This window comes from Sulfitobacter dubius, assembly GCF_027214245.1.
In the GTDB taxonomy this organism is placed as follows: domain Bacteria; phylum Pseudomonadota; class Alphaproteobacteria; order Rhodobacterales; family Rhodobacteraceae; genus Sulfitobacter; species Sulfitobacter dubius_A.
Window position 1 is genome coordinate 611594 of the sequence record NZ_JAPWHM010000002.1, and the last position, 14030, is coordinate 625623.

At 60.6% G+C, this 14030-nt stretch carries 15 protein-coding genes and 1 tRNA gene; 12 read left to right on the forward strand and 4 right to left on the reverse strand.

Features of this window, described 5'->3' with window-relative positions; all coding sequences use genetic code 11:
• Positions 1 to 319 precede the first annotated feature (319 nt).
• A complete protein-coding gene (gene ileS, locus O4H31_RS06925; RefSeq protein ID WP_269344072.1) occupies positions 320 to 3241 on the forward strand; it encodes an isoleucine--tRNA ligase in 2922 nt (973 codons plus the stop codon).
• A 146-nt stretch (positions 3242 to 3387) separates the two neighbouring features.
• Positions 3388 to 3843, forward strand: a complete 456-nt coding sequence (locus tag O4H31_RS06930; RefSeq protein WP_269344074.1) for a methylated-DNA--[protein]-cysteine S-methyltransferase — start codon at positions 3388 to 3390, stop codon at positions 3841 to 3843.
• A gap of 15 nt (positions 3844 to 3858) precedes the next feature.
• Here O4H31_RS06930 and O4H31_RS06935 read toward each other — a convergent pair whose 3' ends face one another.
• Positions 3859 to 4554: a CDP-alcohol phosphatidyltransferase family protein gene (locus O4H31_RS06935; RefSeq protein ID WP_269344076.1), complete on the reverse strand. Its 696-nt coding sequence runs from the start codon at positions 4552 to 4554 to the stop codon at positions 3859 to 3861.
• A 268-nt stretch (positions 4555 to 4822) separates the two neighbouring features.
• Here O4H31_RS06935 and rpmB point away from each other — a divergent pair, with 268 nt between their 5' ends.
• Together rpmB and O4H31_RS06945 are read left to right on the forward strand one after the other, a co-directional pair.
• Positions 4823 to 5122 carry a 50S ribosomal protein L28 gene (rpmB, locus tag O4H31_RS06940; RefSeq protein ID WP_067625199.1) on the forward strand — a complete coding sequence of 100 codons (300 nt, stop codon included), beginning with the start codon at positions 4823 to 4825 and terminating at the stop codon, positions 5120 to 5122.
• A 256-nt stretch (positions 5123 to 5378) separates the two neighbouring features.
• Positions 5379 to 7031, forward strand: coding sequence for a BCCT family transporter (locus O4H31_RS06945; protein ID WP_269344080.1), 1653 nt, complete (start codon positions 5379 to 5381; stop codon positions 7029 to 7031).
• A gap of 21 nt (positions 7032 to 7052) precedes the next feature.
• Here the strand turns inward: O4H31_RS06945 and O4H31_RS06950 are convergent, their stop codons facing one another.
• Both O4H31_RS06950 and O4H31_RS06955 read right to left on the reverse strand, forming a co-directional pair.
• Positions 7053 to 7751, reverse strand: coding sequence for an NAD-dependent deacylase (locus tag O4H31_RS06950; protein ID WP_269344082.1), 699 nt, complete (start codon positions 7749 to 7751; stop codon positions 7053 to 7055).
• Between the two features lie 6 nt (positions 7752 to 7757).
• The gene (locus tag O4H31_RS06955) at positions 7758 to 8753 is read right to left on the reverse strand and encodes a LysR family transcriptional regulator (RefSeq protein WP_269344084.1); all 996 of its coding nucleotides are present in this window, start codon (positions 8751 to 8753) and stop codon (positions 7758 to 7760) included.
• Positions 8754 to 8944: 191 nt separating this feature from the next.
• On the opposite strand from O4H31_RS06955, the gene O4H31_RS06960 reads away from it, so the two are divergent.
• The 7 genes from O4H31_RS06960 to O4H31_RS06990 all read left to right on the forward strand — a co-directional run bounded on the left by O4H31_RS06960 (position 8945) and on the right by O4H31_RS06990 (position 12493).
• Positions 8945 to 9820 carry a carbon-nitrogen hydrolase family protein gene (locus O4H31_RS06960; RefSeq protein ID WP_269344085.1) on the forward strand — a complete coding sequence of 292 codons (876 nt, stop codon included), beginning with the start codon at positions 8945 to 8947 and terminating at the stop codon, positions 9818 to 9820.
• A gap of 81 nt (positions 9821 to 9901) precedes the next feature.
• The gene (gene infA / locus O4H31_RS06965; protein ID WP_005978431.1) at positions 9902 to 10120 is read left to right on the forward strand and encodes a translation initiation factor IF-1; all 219 of its coding nucleotides are present in this window, start codon (positions 9902 to 9904) and stop codon (positions 10118 to 10120) included.
• 89 nt (positions 10121 to 10209) lie between these two features.
• Positions 10210 to 10788, forward strand: a complete 579-nt coding sequence (locus O4H31_RS06970; protein WP_269344113.1) for a Maf family protein — start codon at positions 10210 to 10212, stop codon at positions 10786 to 10788.
• On the forward strand, positions 10785 to 11819 hold the full coding sequence (locus O4H31_RS06975; protein ID WP_269344115.1) for a ribonuclease E/G: 1035 nt from the start codon (positions 10785 to 10787) through the stop codon (positions 11817 to 11819). The genes O4H31_RS06970 and O4H31_RS06975 overlap by 4 nt, the downstream gene beginning before the upstream one ends.
• Positions 11816 to 12007, forward strand: a complete 192-nt coding sequence (locus tag O4H31_RS06980; RefSeq protein ID WP_269344117.1) for a DNA gyrase inhibitor YacG — start codon at positions 11816 to 11818, stop codon at positions 12005 to 12007. The genes O4H31_RS06975 and O4H31_RS06980 overlap by 4 nt, the downstream gene beginning before the upstream one ends.
• A gap of 115 nt (positions 12008 to 12122) precedes the next feature.
• Positions 12123 to 12197, forward strand: a tRNA-Phe gene (locus O4H31_RS06985).
• 122 nt (positions 12198 to 12319) lie between these two features.
• Positions 12320 to 12493 (forward strand): CsbD family protein, encoded by a 174-nt coding sequence (locus O4H31_RS06990; RefSeq protein ID WP_269344119.1) that lies wholly within the window; start codon positions 12320 to 12322, stop codon positions 12491 to 12493.
• Between the two features lie 63 nt (positions 12494 to 12556).
• Here O4H31_RS06990 and O4H31_RS06995 read toward each other — a convergent pair whose 3' ends face one another.
• Positions 12557 to 12715 (reverse strand): YqaE/Pmp3 family membrane protein, encoded by a 159-nt coding sequence (locus O4H31_RS06995; RefSeq protein ID WP_243265093.1) that lies wholly within the window; start codon positions 12713 to 12715, stop codon positions 12557 to 12559.
• A gap of 185 nt (positions 12716 to 12900) precedes the next feature.
• Between O4H31_RS06995 and O4H31_RS07000 the strand changes: the two genes are divergently transcribed.
• Positions 12901 to 13761, forward strand: a complete 861-nt coding sequence (locus O4H31_RS07000) for a mechanosensitive ion channel family protein (protein ID WP_269344123.1) — start codon at positions 12901 to 12903, stop codon at positions 13759 to 13761.
• Positions 13762 to 14030: the final 269 nt, after the last annotated feature.

Genomic DNA, 14030 nt, shown 5'->3' on the forward strand with positions numbered 1-14030 from the left:
GCGGGCAATATGTTTTACCGAAAGGCTTATGATGCTGATTTTGCCGAAAAATTCAAGGGAAGGCCGGGGATCATAAAAAATGTTAAGTTTGGCGGGCGGCGCATGTGGCGGGATTTTCAGCACGGATTGTTGCGCTTCTTCCGGGGCTTGTCGGGGCAGGGGGGGCTGTTTATAAGCGCCTCTATGACACGCCTCACCGCGATCATTATTCGAATTATATCCCCGGCGCTCTGAGCAATTGAGACGCCGGGCCGAGGTGCTTGAGCCATTCGCACCGACCGAGATTGAATAACCCCCAAATGCCTAAAGGACGCTCCCCATGTGCGCCGAGACCCCCGACTACAAAGCCACGCTGAACCTGCCCAAGACTGATTTCCCCATGCGCGCCGGACTGCCCAAGCGCGAGCCCGGCTGGCTGGAGCGCTGGGAAAAGATCGGCGTCTATGACCGCCTGCGCGAGAAAGAGGGGCGTCAGCCTTTCACGCTGCACGACGGCCCTCCTTACGCCAATGGCAACCTGCACATCGGCCACGCGCTGAACAAGACGATCAAGGACATGATCGTGCGCAGCCACCAAATGATGGGCTATGACGCGCGCTACATCCCCGGTTGGGATTGCCACGGTCTGCCGATCGAGTGGAAGATCGAAGAGCAGTACCGCAAAAAGGGCCGCGACAAGGATCAGGTGCCAATCAATGAATTTCGCGCCGAATGCCGCGAGTTTGCGCGTGGCTGGGTTGACGTGCAGCGCGAAGAGTTCAAGCGGTTGGGCATTACCGGCAATTGGGAAAATCCGTACCTGACGATGGACTTCCACGCCGAGCGTGTTATCGCCGAGGAATTCATGAAGTTCCTGTTGAACGGCACGCTTTATCAAGGCTCCAAGCCGGTGATGTGGTCGCCGGTTGAGAAAACCGCGCTGGCCGAGGCCGAGGTCGAGTATCACGACAAGGAAAGCCACACCGTTTGGGTGAAGTTCAAGGTGACCGGCACCGAGGGTGATCTGGACGGCGCGCAGGTGGTGATCTGGACCACGACGCCTTGGACCATGCCTTCGAACAAGGCTGTGGTGTACGGCGAGGGCATCTCCTACGGCCTTTATGAAGTAACCGCGACGCCCGAGGAATGCTGGGCCAATGTAGGCGACCGCTATCTGCTGGCCGATGACTTGGCGGCGGATGTGTTCGCACGGGCGCGTCTGGAAGACGGCATGTGGCAGCGTGTCCGCAGCGTTGAGAATGACGAACTGGCCAAAATCTCGCTTTTACACCCGCTGGCCGGGGCCGAAGGAGCCAACGGCGAATGGGACGATCTGCGCGATTTCCGTGCCGCCGACTTCGTGACTTCGGATGAGGGGACAGGCTTTGTGCATTGCGCGCCCTCCCACGGTCTGGAGGAATACGAGCTTTACCGTGACCTCGGCATGCTGCCGCAGGTCATCACCTATAACGTCATGGAAGACGGCCGTTTCCGCGACGATCTGCCGTTCTTCGGCGGCAAGGCGATCCTCAAGCCGAACGGCAAAGAGGGCAATGCCAACAGCGCGATCATCGACAAGCTGGTTGAGGTCGGCGGGCTGCTGGCGCGTGGCAAGATCAAGCACAGCTACCCGCACAGCTGGCGCTCCAAGGCGCCGGTGATCTACCGCAACACGCCGCAGTGGTTTGCCGCGATCGACAAGGAGGTCGGCGACGGTCTGGACCAAAACGGCAAGACCATCCGCGAGCGCGCGCTGACGTGTATCGACAAGGTCAACTGGGTGCCGAAATCGGGCCGCAACCGCCTGCATTCGATGATGGAGGCACGGCCCGATTGGGTGCTCAGCCGCCAGCGCGCCTGGGGCGTGCCGCTGACCTGTTTCGTGCGCAAGGGCGTGGCCCCAACGGATGAGAACTTCCTGCTGCGCAACGAAGCAGTGAACCAGCGTATCACCGAGGCTTTCGAGGCCGAAGGCGCGGATGCGTGGTATGCGGAAGGCGCGAAAGAACGCTTCCTCGAGGGCATCGTCGATCCGGCGGAATTCGATCAGGTGACTGACATTCTCGACGTCTGGTTCGACAGCGGCTCAACCCATGCCTTTACCCTGCGCGACCGTGAAGACGGGACCGAGGACGGTATCGCAGACGTTTACATGGAAGGCACCGACCAGCACCGCGGGTGGTTCCACTCCTCGTTGCTGCAATCGGTCGGCACCACGGGCCGCGCGCCTTATCGCAACGTGGTGACCCATGGTTTCACGCTGGACGCCAAGGGCATGAAGATGTCCAAATCCATCGGCAACACCATCGTGCCCGAGAAGATCGTGCAGCAATATGGCGCGGACATCTTGCGGCTCTGGGTGGCGCAGACCGATTACACTGCCGACCAACGCATCGGGGATGAAATCCTCAAAGGCGTGGCCGACAGCTATCGCCGCCTGCGCAACACCATGCGCTATATGCTCGGCGCGTTGAATGATTTCAGCGAGGCGGACCGGGTTGATCCTACGGACATGCCAGAGCTGGAGCGGTGGGTGCTGCACCGGGTGGCAGAGCTCGACAAGGTCGTGCGCGACGGCTTTGCGCGGTTTGACTTCCAAGGCGTGTTTCAGGCGGTGTTTACCTTTGCGACGGTCGATCTCTCGGCCTTCTACTTTGATATCCGCAAGGATGCGCTGTATTGCGACGGCGACACCCTGCGCCGCCGTGCCGCGCGCTCGGTGCTGGATATCCTGTTCCACCGTTTGACCACTTGGCTGGCGCCGGTGTTGGTCTTCACCATGGAAGAAGTCTGGCTCGAGCGCTTCCCCGGTGACGCATCTTCGGTGCATCTGGTGGATATGCCCGAGACCCCCGAGGCATGGCTGAACCCGGAATTGGCCGCGAAATGGGCCAAGGTCCGCGCCGCGCGCCGTGTGGTGACGGCGGCGCTGGAGGTGCAGCGGACCGAGAAGGTGATCGGTGCCTCGCTCGAAGCGGCCCCCGTTGTGCATGTCGACAACGCAGCGCAGCGCGAGGCGTTGGAGAGCGTGTCTTTCGAAGATGTGGCGATCACCTCGGACATCACTGTAACCGGCGATGCAGCCCCGGCTGAGGCCTTCCGCATGCCCGAAACGCAAGGCGTGGCGGTGGTGTTCGAAAAGGCCGAAGGCGAGAAATGCGAGCGTTGCTGGAAGGTACTGCCGGATGTCGGCACGCATGAGCATCCCGGCGTTTGCGGGCGCTGTGATGAAGCGGTGCGTGAGGCGTTGGCGGAAGTGTAAGGCGGTCCGAGAGCATGGTAAAACGGGCGTCGGGATAACCGGCGCCCGTTTTTCTTTTTCTGGTCGCCAATGCCCCGCCCGTGGGAACCACGGGCATCGCCCTTAGCGCTCTTTCGTAAATTTCATTTCTGGCGCAGAAAGGGACAATGAAACACGCCTCCCTCACCACGCCCTTCGGCGATCTGACCTTGACCGAAGAAGACGGCGCAATCACCGCGCTTGGCTGGGGGCAGGCAGCGCGGCAGGATCGCTTGGACCTGCTGGATGCCGCGCTGCGCCAACTCAACGAATACGCGACAGGTGAGCGCCAGCGCTTCGACCTGCCATTGCGCATCAAAGGGAGCGACTTCCAGCGCGCGGTCTGCACCGCGATTCTGGCGATTCCGTTCGGCGATACCCGCACCTACGGAGAGATTGCCCGCGACCTCGGCGTGCCAGCGCAAGCGGTCGGCGGGGCCTGCGGTGGCAATCCGATCCCGGTCATTATCCCATGCCACCGGGTAATGGGGGCAAAGGGTCTGACCGGTTTTAGCGGGGCAGGCGGGGTCGAAACCAAGGTCGCATTGCTGCGCCATGAAGGCGCGGCGGGGCTGTTGATTTAACCTCGTGAAGCAGGCTCAGTCTTCGGCGAGGGGGATCAACTGCTGCGCAGCACCAGCGCAGATCAGGTAGATTGAGGTGATCACCAGCCCCCAATGGGCCCAGCTTTCGGAGTGAAAGTTCACCCAAGCCGACCAGCCCGCAAAGAAGGTCCATGCCAGCGCCATCGGCAGCGTCACGGGTCGCCAACGCTCGGTCCGAACGGGGTGCACGAATTTGATCGGCAGAAACATCGCTGCGGCAAGGATCGTGACAACAATCAGGCTGATCCACCATTCGGGCTGCAAAGCAAAGAGCACCAGCACCAGCATGTTCCAGCAACCGGGGAAGCCTTTAAAGGAATTGTCCTTTGTTTTCATGCGCGTGTCAGAGAAATACATGACGCTGGCGAAGGTGATGATAATGATCATCGCCCAACCGCTCCAGCCATCCATCAGGCCCGAGGTGAACAGCGCGAAGGCCGGGATGAAGACATAAGTGAGATAGTCGATGATGAGGTCCATCAAGACGCCATCGAATTCGGGGGCGTTGGTCTTCACATCGTATTTGCGCGCCAGCGGGCCGTCGATACCATCGACGAAGAAGGCGATCACCAGCCAAAGGAACATCAGGTCCCATTTCTCTTCCACGGCGGCGAGCATGGCAAGCATCGCCAGCACCGCACCGGTGGCAGTGAAAAGGTGAACGAAGAGGGCACGCATCTGTATGGTCATGCGTCTGCATCGCAAATCCGCCGGGGGGATGCAAAGGAAACTCTGGCGCGGGTGGCAAAAACCAGCGTAGCAGAGGCGGGTCAGCGGGGGCGCAGTTGACGGGGTCGGGCGTTGTGCAGGAAATATGCCCAAGTCCCGCGCTTCGGGTTGACGGCTACCGCGATTCCCCTTAAAGCCAGCGAACCAATTCAGGGTCGGCTCTGCGCGGCCCCCACGTTATGTGTTTTTCCGGATCGCTGGAAGGACACAACAGCAAAAGGATGAACCCATGTCGCGCCGTTGCGAATTGACCGGAAAAGGCCCGATGACGGGCAACAACGTAAGCCACGCCAACAACCGTACACGCCGTCGGTTCCTGCCGAACCTCAACGACGTGTCGTTGCAGTCCGAAGCACTGGGCCGCGCGTTCAAGCTGCGCATCTCTGCCGCAGCTCTGCGCAGCGTCGACCACCGCGGTGGTCTGGACAAGTTCCTGGCGAAAGCCAAGGACGTTGAACTGTCCGACAACGCGTTGAAAATCAAAAAGGCCATCGCGAAAACCAGCGCGACTGCCGATGTGCTGAGCTAAGGCTTACCACAGACCAGATTGGGGCCTCGATCCGAAAGGATCGGGGCCTTTTTCGTTTTGGACTTAGGCCTTTCTTAAGGGTTTCCGGACTATCAGGATGGCACCCCGCGCTGCAATTAGCGGTTTTGTTGCGCAGGGGTATGTTTTTGTTCGGGAAACCTTGGAAATGCGCGCTAATTGATCCTCTGACATTTGTTGTTCTGGCCATGCTACCTGCCAAGCGGGGCTCAGACCGTGCATCAAGATCGGAGATTTCATGACTGACCCCACCCCCGGCACGCCAAACTCTAGCCCGCCCTCGGGCACGCCCGCCGACACGAATGAGATCGAGACTGATTTCGAGGTTGGCCAAGATAACATCGACGGGACATTGGGCCCGCTGGGCTTTGACATCCACAACCCGGTCTTCATGGTATCCGGCCTGACGGCAGTGGCCTTTGTGCTGCTGACGATGCTTTTCCCGGATCAAGCCGGGGTGGTCTTCCTTGCCGTTCGGGATTTTGCCACGACCAAGCTGGACTGGCTGTTTATGATCATCGTGAACATCTTCGTTATCTTTTGTATCGTGCTGATTTTCTTGCCCATCTCCAAGGTCAGGCTTGGCGGGAAAGAGGCCGTGCCGGAATATTCCTACCTTGCTTGGTTCGCCATGCTTTTTGCTGCTTGCATGGGCATCGGGCTTTTGTTCTTTGGCGTGCTTGAGCCGGTGTATCATATGAACGTCTCTGGCCCGTTGGGGGTGCCTCTACCGATTGCCGAAGATGGGTCGATCATACCTGAGAATGTCGAGGCCGCCCGCGCCATGGGGCTTGCGGCGACCTTTTACCACTGGGGGCTGCACGGCTGGGCGGTCTATGCGATCATGGCGCTGGCCTTGGCCCTGTTTACCTATAACAAAGGGCTGCCCTTCTCGATCCGGTCCTGTTTTTACCCCCTTTTGGGCGATCGCGTTTGGGGCTGGCCGGGACATATCATTGATATTCTGGCAGTTTTTGCGACACTCTTTGGTCTTGCCACATCGCTTGGTTTGGGCGCGCAGCAGGCCAATGCGGGGTTCAACTTCGCCTTCGGGCTTGAAATTTCAACCAACGTGCAGGTGGTCATTATCCTTTTGGTCACCGCCGTGGCGCTTGTGTCGGTCTGGCGCGGGTTGGACGGCGGAGTAAAGATCCTGTCGGAGGTGAACATGATCGTGGCGGTTCTGTTCTTCCTCTTTGTGCTCTTCGTTGGCCCGACGTTGGTGGGGCTGGATGGCTTTTGGACCGGTTTGGTGGCCTATACGCAAGAGATCATTCCGCTTTCCAACCCCTTTGGGCGCGATGACGACGCCTACCGCGAAGGGTGGACGGCGTTCTATTGGGCGTGGTGGGTATCTTGGGCGCCTTTCGTGGGGATGTTCATCGCTCGGGTCTCGCGCGGGCGGACGGTGCGGGAATTTATCATCTGCGTGCTGCTGATCCCCTCCCTCATCATCTTTATCTGGATGGGCGTCTTTGGCGGTATTGCGATTGATCAAATCCTGACCAGCCCCGAAACATCGTTGGTGAAGGCCAATGTGATCGACAGCTATTCGCCGGAACTGTCGCTTTTCGGAATGTTGAATGAGCTGCCTTTCACCAAGGTGGCCTCGACCATCGCGATTCTTTTGGCGCTGGTGTTCTTTGTCACCTCGTCGGATTCGGGGTCGCTGGTTGTCGATACGATCACGGCGGGGGGCAAGATCGACGCGCCGGTGCCGCAGCGTATCTTTTGGTGCATCGTCGAAGGGTTGATCGCCATCGTGCTGTTGATCGGCGGCGGGCTCTCGGCCCTGCAGGCCGGGGTCACGGCGACGGGTGTGCCCTTTGCGATCTTGATGCTGGTCATGTGCTATACGGTCTACAAGGGTCTGCGCAGCGAACCGCGCTGAGGCTATCTGGCGCGCCGTGACTTAGCGGCGCGCCGCCAAAACCTCTGCCACCCATTCGGGCACCGTCTGGCTGGCAGGCCCGATGCGATGTTCCGCGAACTGATTGCCCACGGCAGAGCGTTCGAGATTGAATTCAATTGTATGCGCCCCGGCGCGGCGGGCCTCGGCGACGAAACCGGCGGCGGGGTAAACGTTGCCCGAGGTGCCAATCGCGGCAAAGACATCCGCCTCAACCAAATGATCAAACAGCGCGTCCATCTGATAAGGCATCTCGCCAAACCAGACGATATCTGGCCGCGCGGCAGGGGCGCTGCAGGCGGGGCAGGCATCGCCCGGTGCCATCACCATGGGCGCAGGCCAGCGGTGATCACAAGCGGCGCAGAGCGCGCCTTTGAGCGCGCCATGCATGTGCATCACTTTTTGCGAGCCGCCCTGTTCGTGCAGGTCATCGACATTTTGGGTGATGACGACCACCTCGCCGTCAAGCTCGGCCTCTAGCCGGGCGAGGGCGCGATGCGCGGCGTTGGCCAACACCTCGGCCGCCTGTGCGCGGCGGGCGTTGTAGAAATCGACCACCAGTTTTGGATTGCGGGCGAAGCCTTCGGGGGTGGCCACGTCTTCGACGCGGTGCTGCGCCCAAAGGCCATCGGAGGCGCGGAAGGTTTCGAGCCCGCTTTCGGCAGAAATCCCCGCGCCGGTAAGGATCACGATCTTGGTCATGGGGTATTATTCTCCGATCGGGTCTTCGGCTTCAAGCAAGTGAAACCCATCCGCCAGCCATGGCAGCTGCGCGATGGCAGGGGCGATCATATGCGTCTGCATCAACTGCCGCATGGTCTGGGCAATGTCGCGCGGCACCGGGCCGGACCATTCGGCCCCGGCGAAGAGCGAAATGGTTCGCGCGGGCGGCGGGGTGTTCAGGGGGGCGGGCAGGGGGTGCGCGGCCAGCCGGTCGTGGAAACGGGCAGCGCGCATGTAGCCCAAGGGCGTCGTTATCGCCCAGCCAATGCCCCGTGCTACCATGGCCATCAGTGCCAGATGGCTGCCGATCTCGAACCGTGCGCGCAGGTTGTGGCTCTGCGCGGTAAGATGTGCCTCGATCTGTCGCGCGATTAACTGGTCGGCAGCGTAGCGTAAAAAGGGCAGATCGGTGCTGCCGCGCAGCAGGGCCTCTGGGGCATAGGGCGCGCCCGCCGGGGTGACGAGGATGAAGGGGTCGCGGGCCAGTGGGTATTCCAAAACCCCGTCAATCGGTCCGTCGATCTGCGCCGAAAGCGCCATATGCAGGCTTTGATCGCGGAGCGCCTGGGCCAGTTCGTTGCTGCCTGCGGTGATCATGCGAAAGCGGCACCCGGTCAGGCTGTCGCCAAGGATCGTGGCAAGACGCGGGGTCAGATCATCGTCGAAATCATCGATCACACCAAGGTTCAGCGCCTCCACATGGGCCAGATCCATCACTGTGACTTCGCTCTGCGCTTGGCGCAATTCGCTGAGCGCCTGTTCAGCTCGGCGCAGAAACATCTGCCCGGCTTGGGTCAATCGCATGGGGCGGCGGTTGTGATCGACCAGTTCCGCCCCGATGGCAGCTTCGAGGTTGCGCATCTGCTGGCTGACGGCGGGCTGGCTGAGCCCCGTGGCCTCAGCCGCCTGCGCCACCGATCCGCTGCGCGCGAGCGCCTCAAACACTTCGATGCCCCGAAGGGTGATGCCTTTGTTCAGCATGTGGTCCCAACTCTTTCGGATCTTGTGAAACCAGGGGCGGCTTAGGTCAAGCATTTGCCCATGGAAGTGGCAGCATATCTGTCGCATCTGGAAAAGCGGCGGGAGGCGCTTCGGGCCCCCGGGCCGCCCCCTTGAAGCCGCCGCCAAAGCTGCGCAGACTGCGGGCAAACAGCCCTCAGGAGCCTCTCCGAATGAAAATCGCCACAGCCGCCTATCCGCTCGATGTTCTGACCTCATGGGCGCAGTACGAAGACAAGTTGGCGCATTGGGTCGCCGAGGCCGCGGTTCAGGGGGCGGAGCTGCTGGTCTTTCCCGAATATGCCGCGATGGAATTGGCCACGCTGGATGGGGCCGAAGTGGCCGCCGATTTGGAGCGCTCGCTTTTCTCGGTCTCGGACAAGCTTGAGGAAGCGGACCGGCTGCATGTTAAGCTCGCCGCCGAGCACAATGTGCATATCGTGGCAGGCTCTGGCCCCGCGGCGACCGAGAGCCGTCCGGTCAACCGCGCGCGGCTGATCACGCCTACGGGGCAGGTGGGGGTGCAGGACAAGCAGATCATGACCCGTTTCGAGCGTGAAGAGTGGGGCGTGATCGGAGGCAATGCACTTCAGGTTTTCGAGACCGCGATTGGCAAGATCGGGATTTTGATCTGTTATGACAGTGAGTTTCCCCTGCTGGGCCGGGCACTGAGCGATTGCGATGTGATCTGCGTGCCCAGTGTCACCGAAACGCTAGCGGGATATTGGCGTGTGCGCATCGGCTCCATGGCCCGCGCCCTTGAGAATCAGTGCATCACGGCGATGTCTTCGGTGGTGGGCGCGGCGGATTGGTCCGAGGCTTTGGGCCAATCTTTTGGCGCGGGGGGGATTTTCTGCCCGCCGGATCGCGGCTTCCCGCCGACGGGCATTTTGGGGCTGCGCGAGGTGAACGCACCCGGCTGGACCATTGCAGAAGCCGATTTGGCGCAGGTCGCCGAGGTGCGCGCAGATGGCATCGTTTTGAACCGAAGGGACTGGCAAGACCAGATTGGCCGCGACGGAAAGGCGATAAACGTCGCTTTGCGCTGAATCCCCCTTGAAAAAGCGCAAAAATGCGCCCATTTAAGCCTGCGCCCTCAAATTGGAGGGTTTTGTGCTCAAGGAGAGACCATGGCCAAGGAAGATACGCTCGAATTTCCCGGTGTCGTGAAGGAACTCCTGCCTAACGCGACGTTTCGGGTCGAGCTGGAAAACGGCCATGAGATCATCGCGCATACGGCAGGCAAGATGCGGAAAAACCGCATCCGTGTTCTGGCTGGCGACAAGGTTCAGGTGGAAATGACACCCTATGATTTGACCAAGGGTCGGATCAACTATCGCTTCAAGTAAGCGGCACCGCGTACGCGCGTTGCGCGGCGCAGGCGGGGCCGTGCGCGGCCCCGACCGGGCTGCCGGCCTCAGGCAAAGAGGCCCATAAGATGCAGTTCATTCTCGGATCAGGATCACCGCGCCGATTGGAGCTTTTGGCCCAGATCGGCGTGGTCCCCGATGCCATCCGCGCCCCCGACATTGACGAGACACCCCACAAGGCCGAATTGCCGCGCCCCTATTGCGCCCGCATGGCGCGTGAAAAGGTGGCGGCCGTGCCTGCTGAGGCGGATGATATCGTGCTCTGCGCGGACACCACCGTCGCGCTAGGGCGGCGCATCCTCGGCAAGCCCGAGGATGAGGCTGAAGCCGAAGCTTTCCTGCGGTTGATGTCGGGCCGTCGGCATAGGGTGGTCACTGCCGTTGCCGTGAAACGGGGCGAAAAGCTCTGGCAGCGCGATGTGCAAAGCAGCGTGAAGATGAAATCTTTATCTGAACCTGAGATTCGCCGCTACCTCGCCACCGGCGATTGGCGCGGCAAGGCGGGTGGATATGGCATCCAAGGCCCCGCTGGCGCGCTGATCCCATGGATCAGCGGCTCATTCACTGCAATCGTCGGCCTGCCATTGGCCGAGGCTGCGAACCTGCTGCAAGCGGCAGGCTATCCATTTGACGGAGGTGCCGCATGAAGGGCCGTACCATCATTCTTGACCATCTTGGCGATGTTGAAGCTGCAGCACTCATGGTGGATGGCAAGCTGGACGATTTTCTGGTCGACAGCGACGCGCCGCGCGTTGGCACAGTATATCGCGCGATTGCCGATCGCCCGGTAAAGGGGCAGGGGGGCATGTTTCTCAAGACCGCCGACGGCGCGGCATTCCTGCGACAGATCAAAGGTCTGGCGCCCGGTCAGACGATTCTGGTGCAGGTTTCGGGCCACGCCGAGCCGGGCAAGGCGATCCCGGTGACCAACAAGCTGCTGTTCAAGTCGCGCTATGCCATCGTGACGCCAGATGCGCCGGGGCTGAACATCTCGCGCTCCATCAAGGACGAAGAAGAGCGCGACCGTTTGCTCGAAATCGCGCATGAAGCCGCAGGCGGGGCCGATCTGGGGCTGATCCTGCGCTCCTCCTGCGCCGGGGCCGATGCCAATGATATTGCCGAGGATATCGCGAATATGCTGGCCCTTGCGGATACCGTGGCCAATGATGACGGGCAGGAGATGGAAGTGCTGAGCGAAGGCGATGGCCCGCATTTGTTGGCGTGGCGTGACTGGACCACACCTGCCGAGGTCGTGACCGAGGCTGGGGGCTTCAGCGACCATAGTGTTTTGGAAGAGCTTGACCGCCTGTCCTCGCCGCAAGTTCCCCTTGGCAGCGGAGCGTCAATCTTCGTCGAGCCGACCCGCGCACTTGTGGCTGTGGATGTGAACACCGGCAGTGATGCGTCACTAGCCGCTGGCGTGAAAGCCAACATGGCCTGCGCCCGCGCACTGCCCCGCGCCCTGCGCCTACGCGGTCTAGGCGGGCAGATCACCCTCGATCTCGCCCCCATGCCCAAGAAGGATCGCCGCACCTTCGAAAGCGCGCTGCGTGCTGCCTTCCGCGCCGACGATGTGGACACGACGCTGGTCGGTTGGACGCCTTTGGGCCATTACGAATTGCAGCGTAAACGCGCCCGTCCGGTGCTGGCGGAGGTACTTGCAGGGGCAGGGCAGTGAGCTGTCCGATCTGCAAAGCCGAAACCGTCAAGGCACACCGCCCCTTCTGCTCGCGCCGCTGCGCCGACATCGATCTGGGCCGCTGGTTCAGCGGAAGCTACGCGGTCCCCTCGCGCGATCCGGAAGACGTTGAAGCAGCCATCGAGGCCGCCGAAGCAGCACAAGACCGCCCCGCAAGGCCCCATTAAGACAGGATAATTTGCGTTTCGTGAAAAGAAGTGGATTTCGGGGCAAAATGGGGCTGGACACCCCGCGCTACAGGTCCTAGAACCCGCTCACCCGACCTTGAAAGAGGTGACCCGTGCCCGGGTAGCTCAGGGGTAGAGCAGTGGATTGAAAATCCTCGTGTCGGTGGTTCGATTCCGCCCCCGGGCACCACTTTCACCGAACCAAACAAATCGCACCCTCCGCCCCTGCCGCGCGCGCGACTTCCGTACCCGGCCCGGAACCTCCGCCAGCTTTCTGACGTTGTCCCTCTACCCATATAGAGGAGAGCAACCATGACGAATGACGACCAAGCTAAAGGCAAGGCGAAAGACATCGGTGGCAAGCTGAAAGAAGAAGCTGGCGATGCCACAGGCAACGACGACCTCAAGCACGAAGGTCAGGCCGATCAGGCTGAAGGCAAGGTGCAAAAGGGCGTCGGCGACGTCAAAGATAAGCTATCAGACTGATCGCAAAAGCGCGCCTCTGACCGGAGGCGCGCTTTTCTGTCTGAGCTTCAAGGCTAGGCGTACTCACCTCTTAATAATGATATAGATCGCATGGACGATCCCTGGAATGTAGCCCAGTAGCGTTAGGATGATATTAATCCAGAAGTGCTTTCCTAGACCTTCCTGCAAGAATACCCCCAGAGGGGGCAATAGAATAGCGATGATAATGCGAATGATGTCCATAGTGTCACGCCGGGGCCGCCGGGCTCCTTTCTAGTTGGGTTAGTGGCTGGTCTAAGCTAGCCCTCATCGGCCAAGCGGCCAGGAATGGCGTGACAGGCGCGGGCAATTAACACTCACCGCAGCAAGGGTTTTGCGGCACTCTATCGAAAAGCAGGAGGAGGGGCAGGGTGGAGCCAGTCAGGATTATGTGGCGCCAGATCATGGAGATGGCGCGGGATACGATTGCGCTTTTGCCGCAGATTGCCGTCGCCACCCTTGTATTGATATTGACTTGGGCGATCGCCGCGCTTGGCCGTTCGCTGGTCACTAGAACCCTGTCGCGAACCAAACTCCGCCCAAGCCTGCAAGACCTCTTTACGCTCCTGACGTCGATCCTCATTTGGGTCTTTGGCATCATGGTCGCAGCCGTGATCGTCTTCCCCGGCCTTACCCCCGCCAGCATTCTGGCCGGCCTCGGCATCGGGTCGGTCGCCATCGGCTTTGCCTTCAAGGATGTTTTTGAGAACTTCCTTGCTGGGATCATCATTCTCTTTCGCCGCGAGATGCGTATGGGGGATCATATCGAATGCGAGGGGATCGAGGGTAAAGTCGCCCATATCGCCATCAGGGAGAGCCACATTCGCCAGACGGACGGGCAGCTTGTGATCGTCCCGAACGCGATGCTGTTCAAAAACCCTGTCTATGTTCGCACGGATCAAAAGCACCGCCGTCAAACTGTGATCTGCGGCGTGGCCTATGATGTAGATTTGAATGAGGCGCGCACTGTCATCTCCAAAGCGGTTGAGGGCTGTGAGACAGTAGAGCAGGGGGAACACCCCATTCAGATCTTCGCCCAAGAGTTTGGGGATTCCTCGATTAATTTCGAAGTGACTTGGTGGACAGGCTCGGCTCCGGTGGAACAGCGCCGCTCCCGGGATGAGGTCGTGACGGCGGTGAAGCGGGCGTTGGATGACGCCGGGCTTGAGATACCATTCCCTTACCGTACGCTCACATTCAAAGAGCCGCTGCCGCTCAGCCGTTCAGAGGATGATGAAGCAGAGGGGTGAGGACGGCGCCGTTATGAAGGGGTGCTGGCCTTCGATTTGATTCACCCAATAGGTGCTTCGCTGCCGTGAATCGTGGGTGATTCACTCGGACCCGGCCTATCTTCCGTCGGGCGCGGGGCAGGGCGGCTGGATCCTGCGCTTCGGGAGCTCAAAAATAGCTCACAATTTCAGCTACTTGCCGAAAGGTTCCCCAAAGCCCTCACTTTTCTCAACTTTCTGCTTGCGGGTTTCTGTCACTCGCCTTAGAACCCCCTCTACCGGCGGCGCAG

Excerpts from the sequence above, each read along its gene's own strand:
- O4H31_RS06950 (WP_269344082.1), bottom strand. The coding sequence starts at position 7,751 with ATGACCAAGATCGTGATCCTTACCGGCGCGGGGATTTCTGCCGAAAGC.
- ileS (WP_269344072.1), top strand. The coding sequence starts at position 320 with ATGTGCGCCGAGACCCCCGACTACAAAGCCACGCTGAACCTGCCCAAG.
- O4H31_RS06990 (WP_269344119.1), top strand. The coding sequence starts at position 12,320 with ATGACGAATGACGACCAAGCTAAAGGCAAGGCGAAAGACATCGGTGGC.
- O4H31_RS06995 (WP_243265093.1), bottom strand. The coding sequence starts at position 12,715 with ATGGACATCATTCGCATTATCATCGCTATTCTATTGCCCCCTCTGGGG.
- O4H31_RS06945 (WP_269344080.1), top strand. The coding sequence starts at position 5,379 with ATGACTGACCCCACCCCCGGCACGCCAAACTCTAGCCCGCCCTCGGGC.
- infA (WP_005978431.1), top strand. The coding sequence starts at position 9,902 with ATGGCCAAGGAAGATACGCTCGAATTTCCCGGTGTCGTGAAGGAACTC.
- O4H31_RS06975 (WP_269344115.1), top strand. The coding sequence starts at position 10,785 with ATGAAGGGCCGTACCATCATTCTTGACCATCTTGGCGATGTTGAAGCT.
- O4H31_RS06930 (WP_269344074.1), top strand. The coding sequence starts at position 3,388 with ATGAAACACGCCTCCCTCACCACGCCCTTCGGCGATCTGACCTTGACC.
- rpmB (WP_067625199.1), top strand. The coding sequence starts at position 4,823 with ATGTCGCGCCGTTGCGAATTGACCGGAAAAGGCCCGATGACGGGCAAC.
- O4H31_RS06955 (WP_269344084.1), bottom strand. The coding sequence starts at position 8,753 with ATGCTGAACAAAGGCATCACCCTTCGGGGCATCGAAGTGTTTGAGGCG.
- O4H31_RS07000 (WP_269344123.1), top strand. The coding sequence starts at position 12,901 with ATGTGGCGCCAGATCATGGAGATGGCGCGGGATACGATTGCGCTTTTG.
- O4H31_RS06960 (WP_269344085.1), top strand. The coding sequence starts at position 8,945 with ATGAAAATCGCCACAGCCGCCTATCCGCTCGATGTTCTGACCTCATGG.
- O4H31_RS06935 (WP_269344076.1), bottom strand. The coding sequence starts at position 4,554 with ATGACCATACAGATGCGTGCCCTCTTCGTTCACCTTTTCACTGCCACC.
- O4H31_RS06970 (WP_269344113.1), top strand. The coding sequence starts at position 10,210 with ATGCAGTTCATTCTCGGATCAGGATCACCGCGCCGATTGGAGCTTTTG.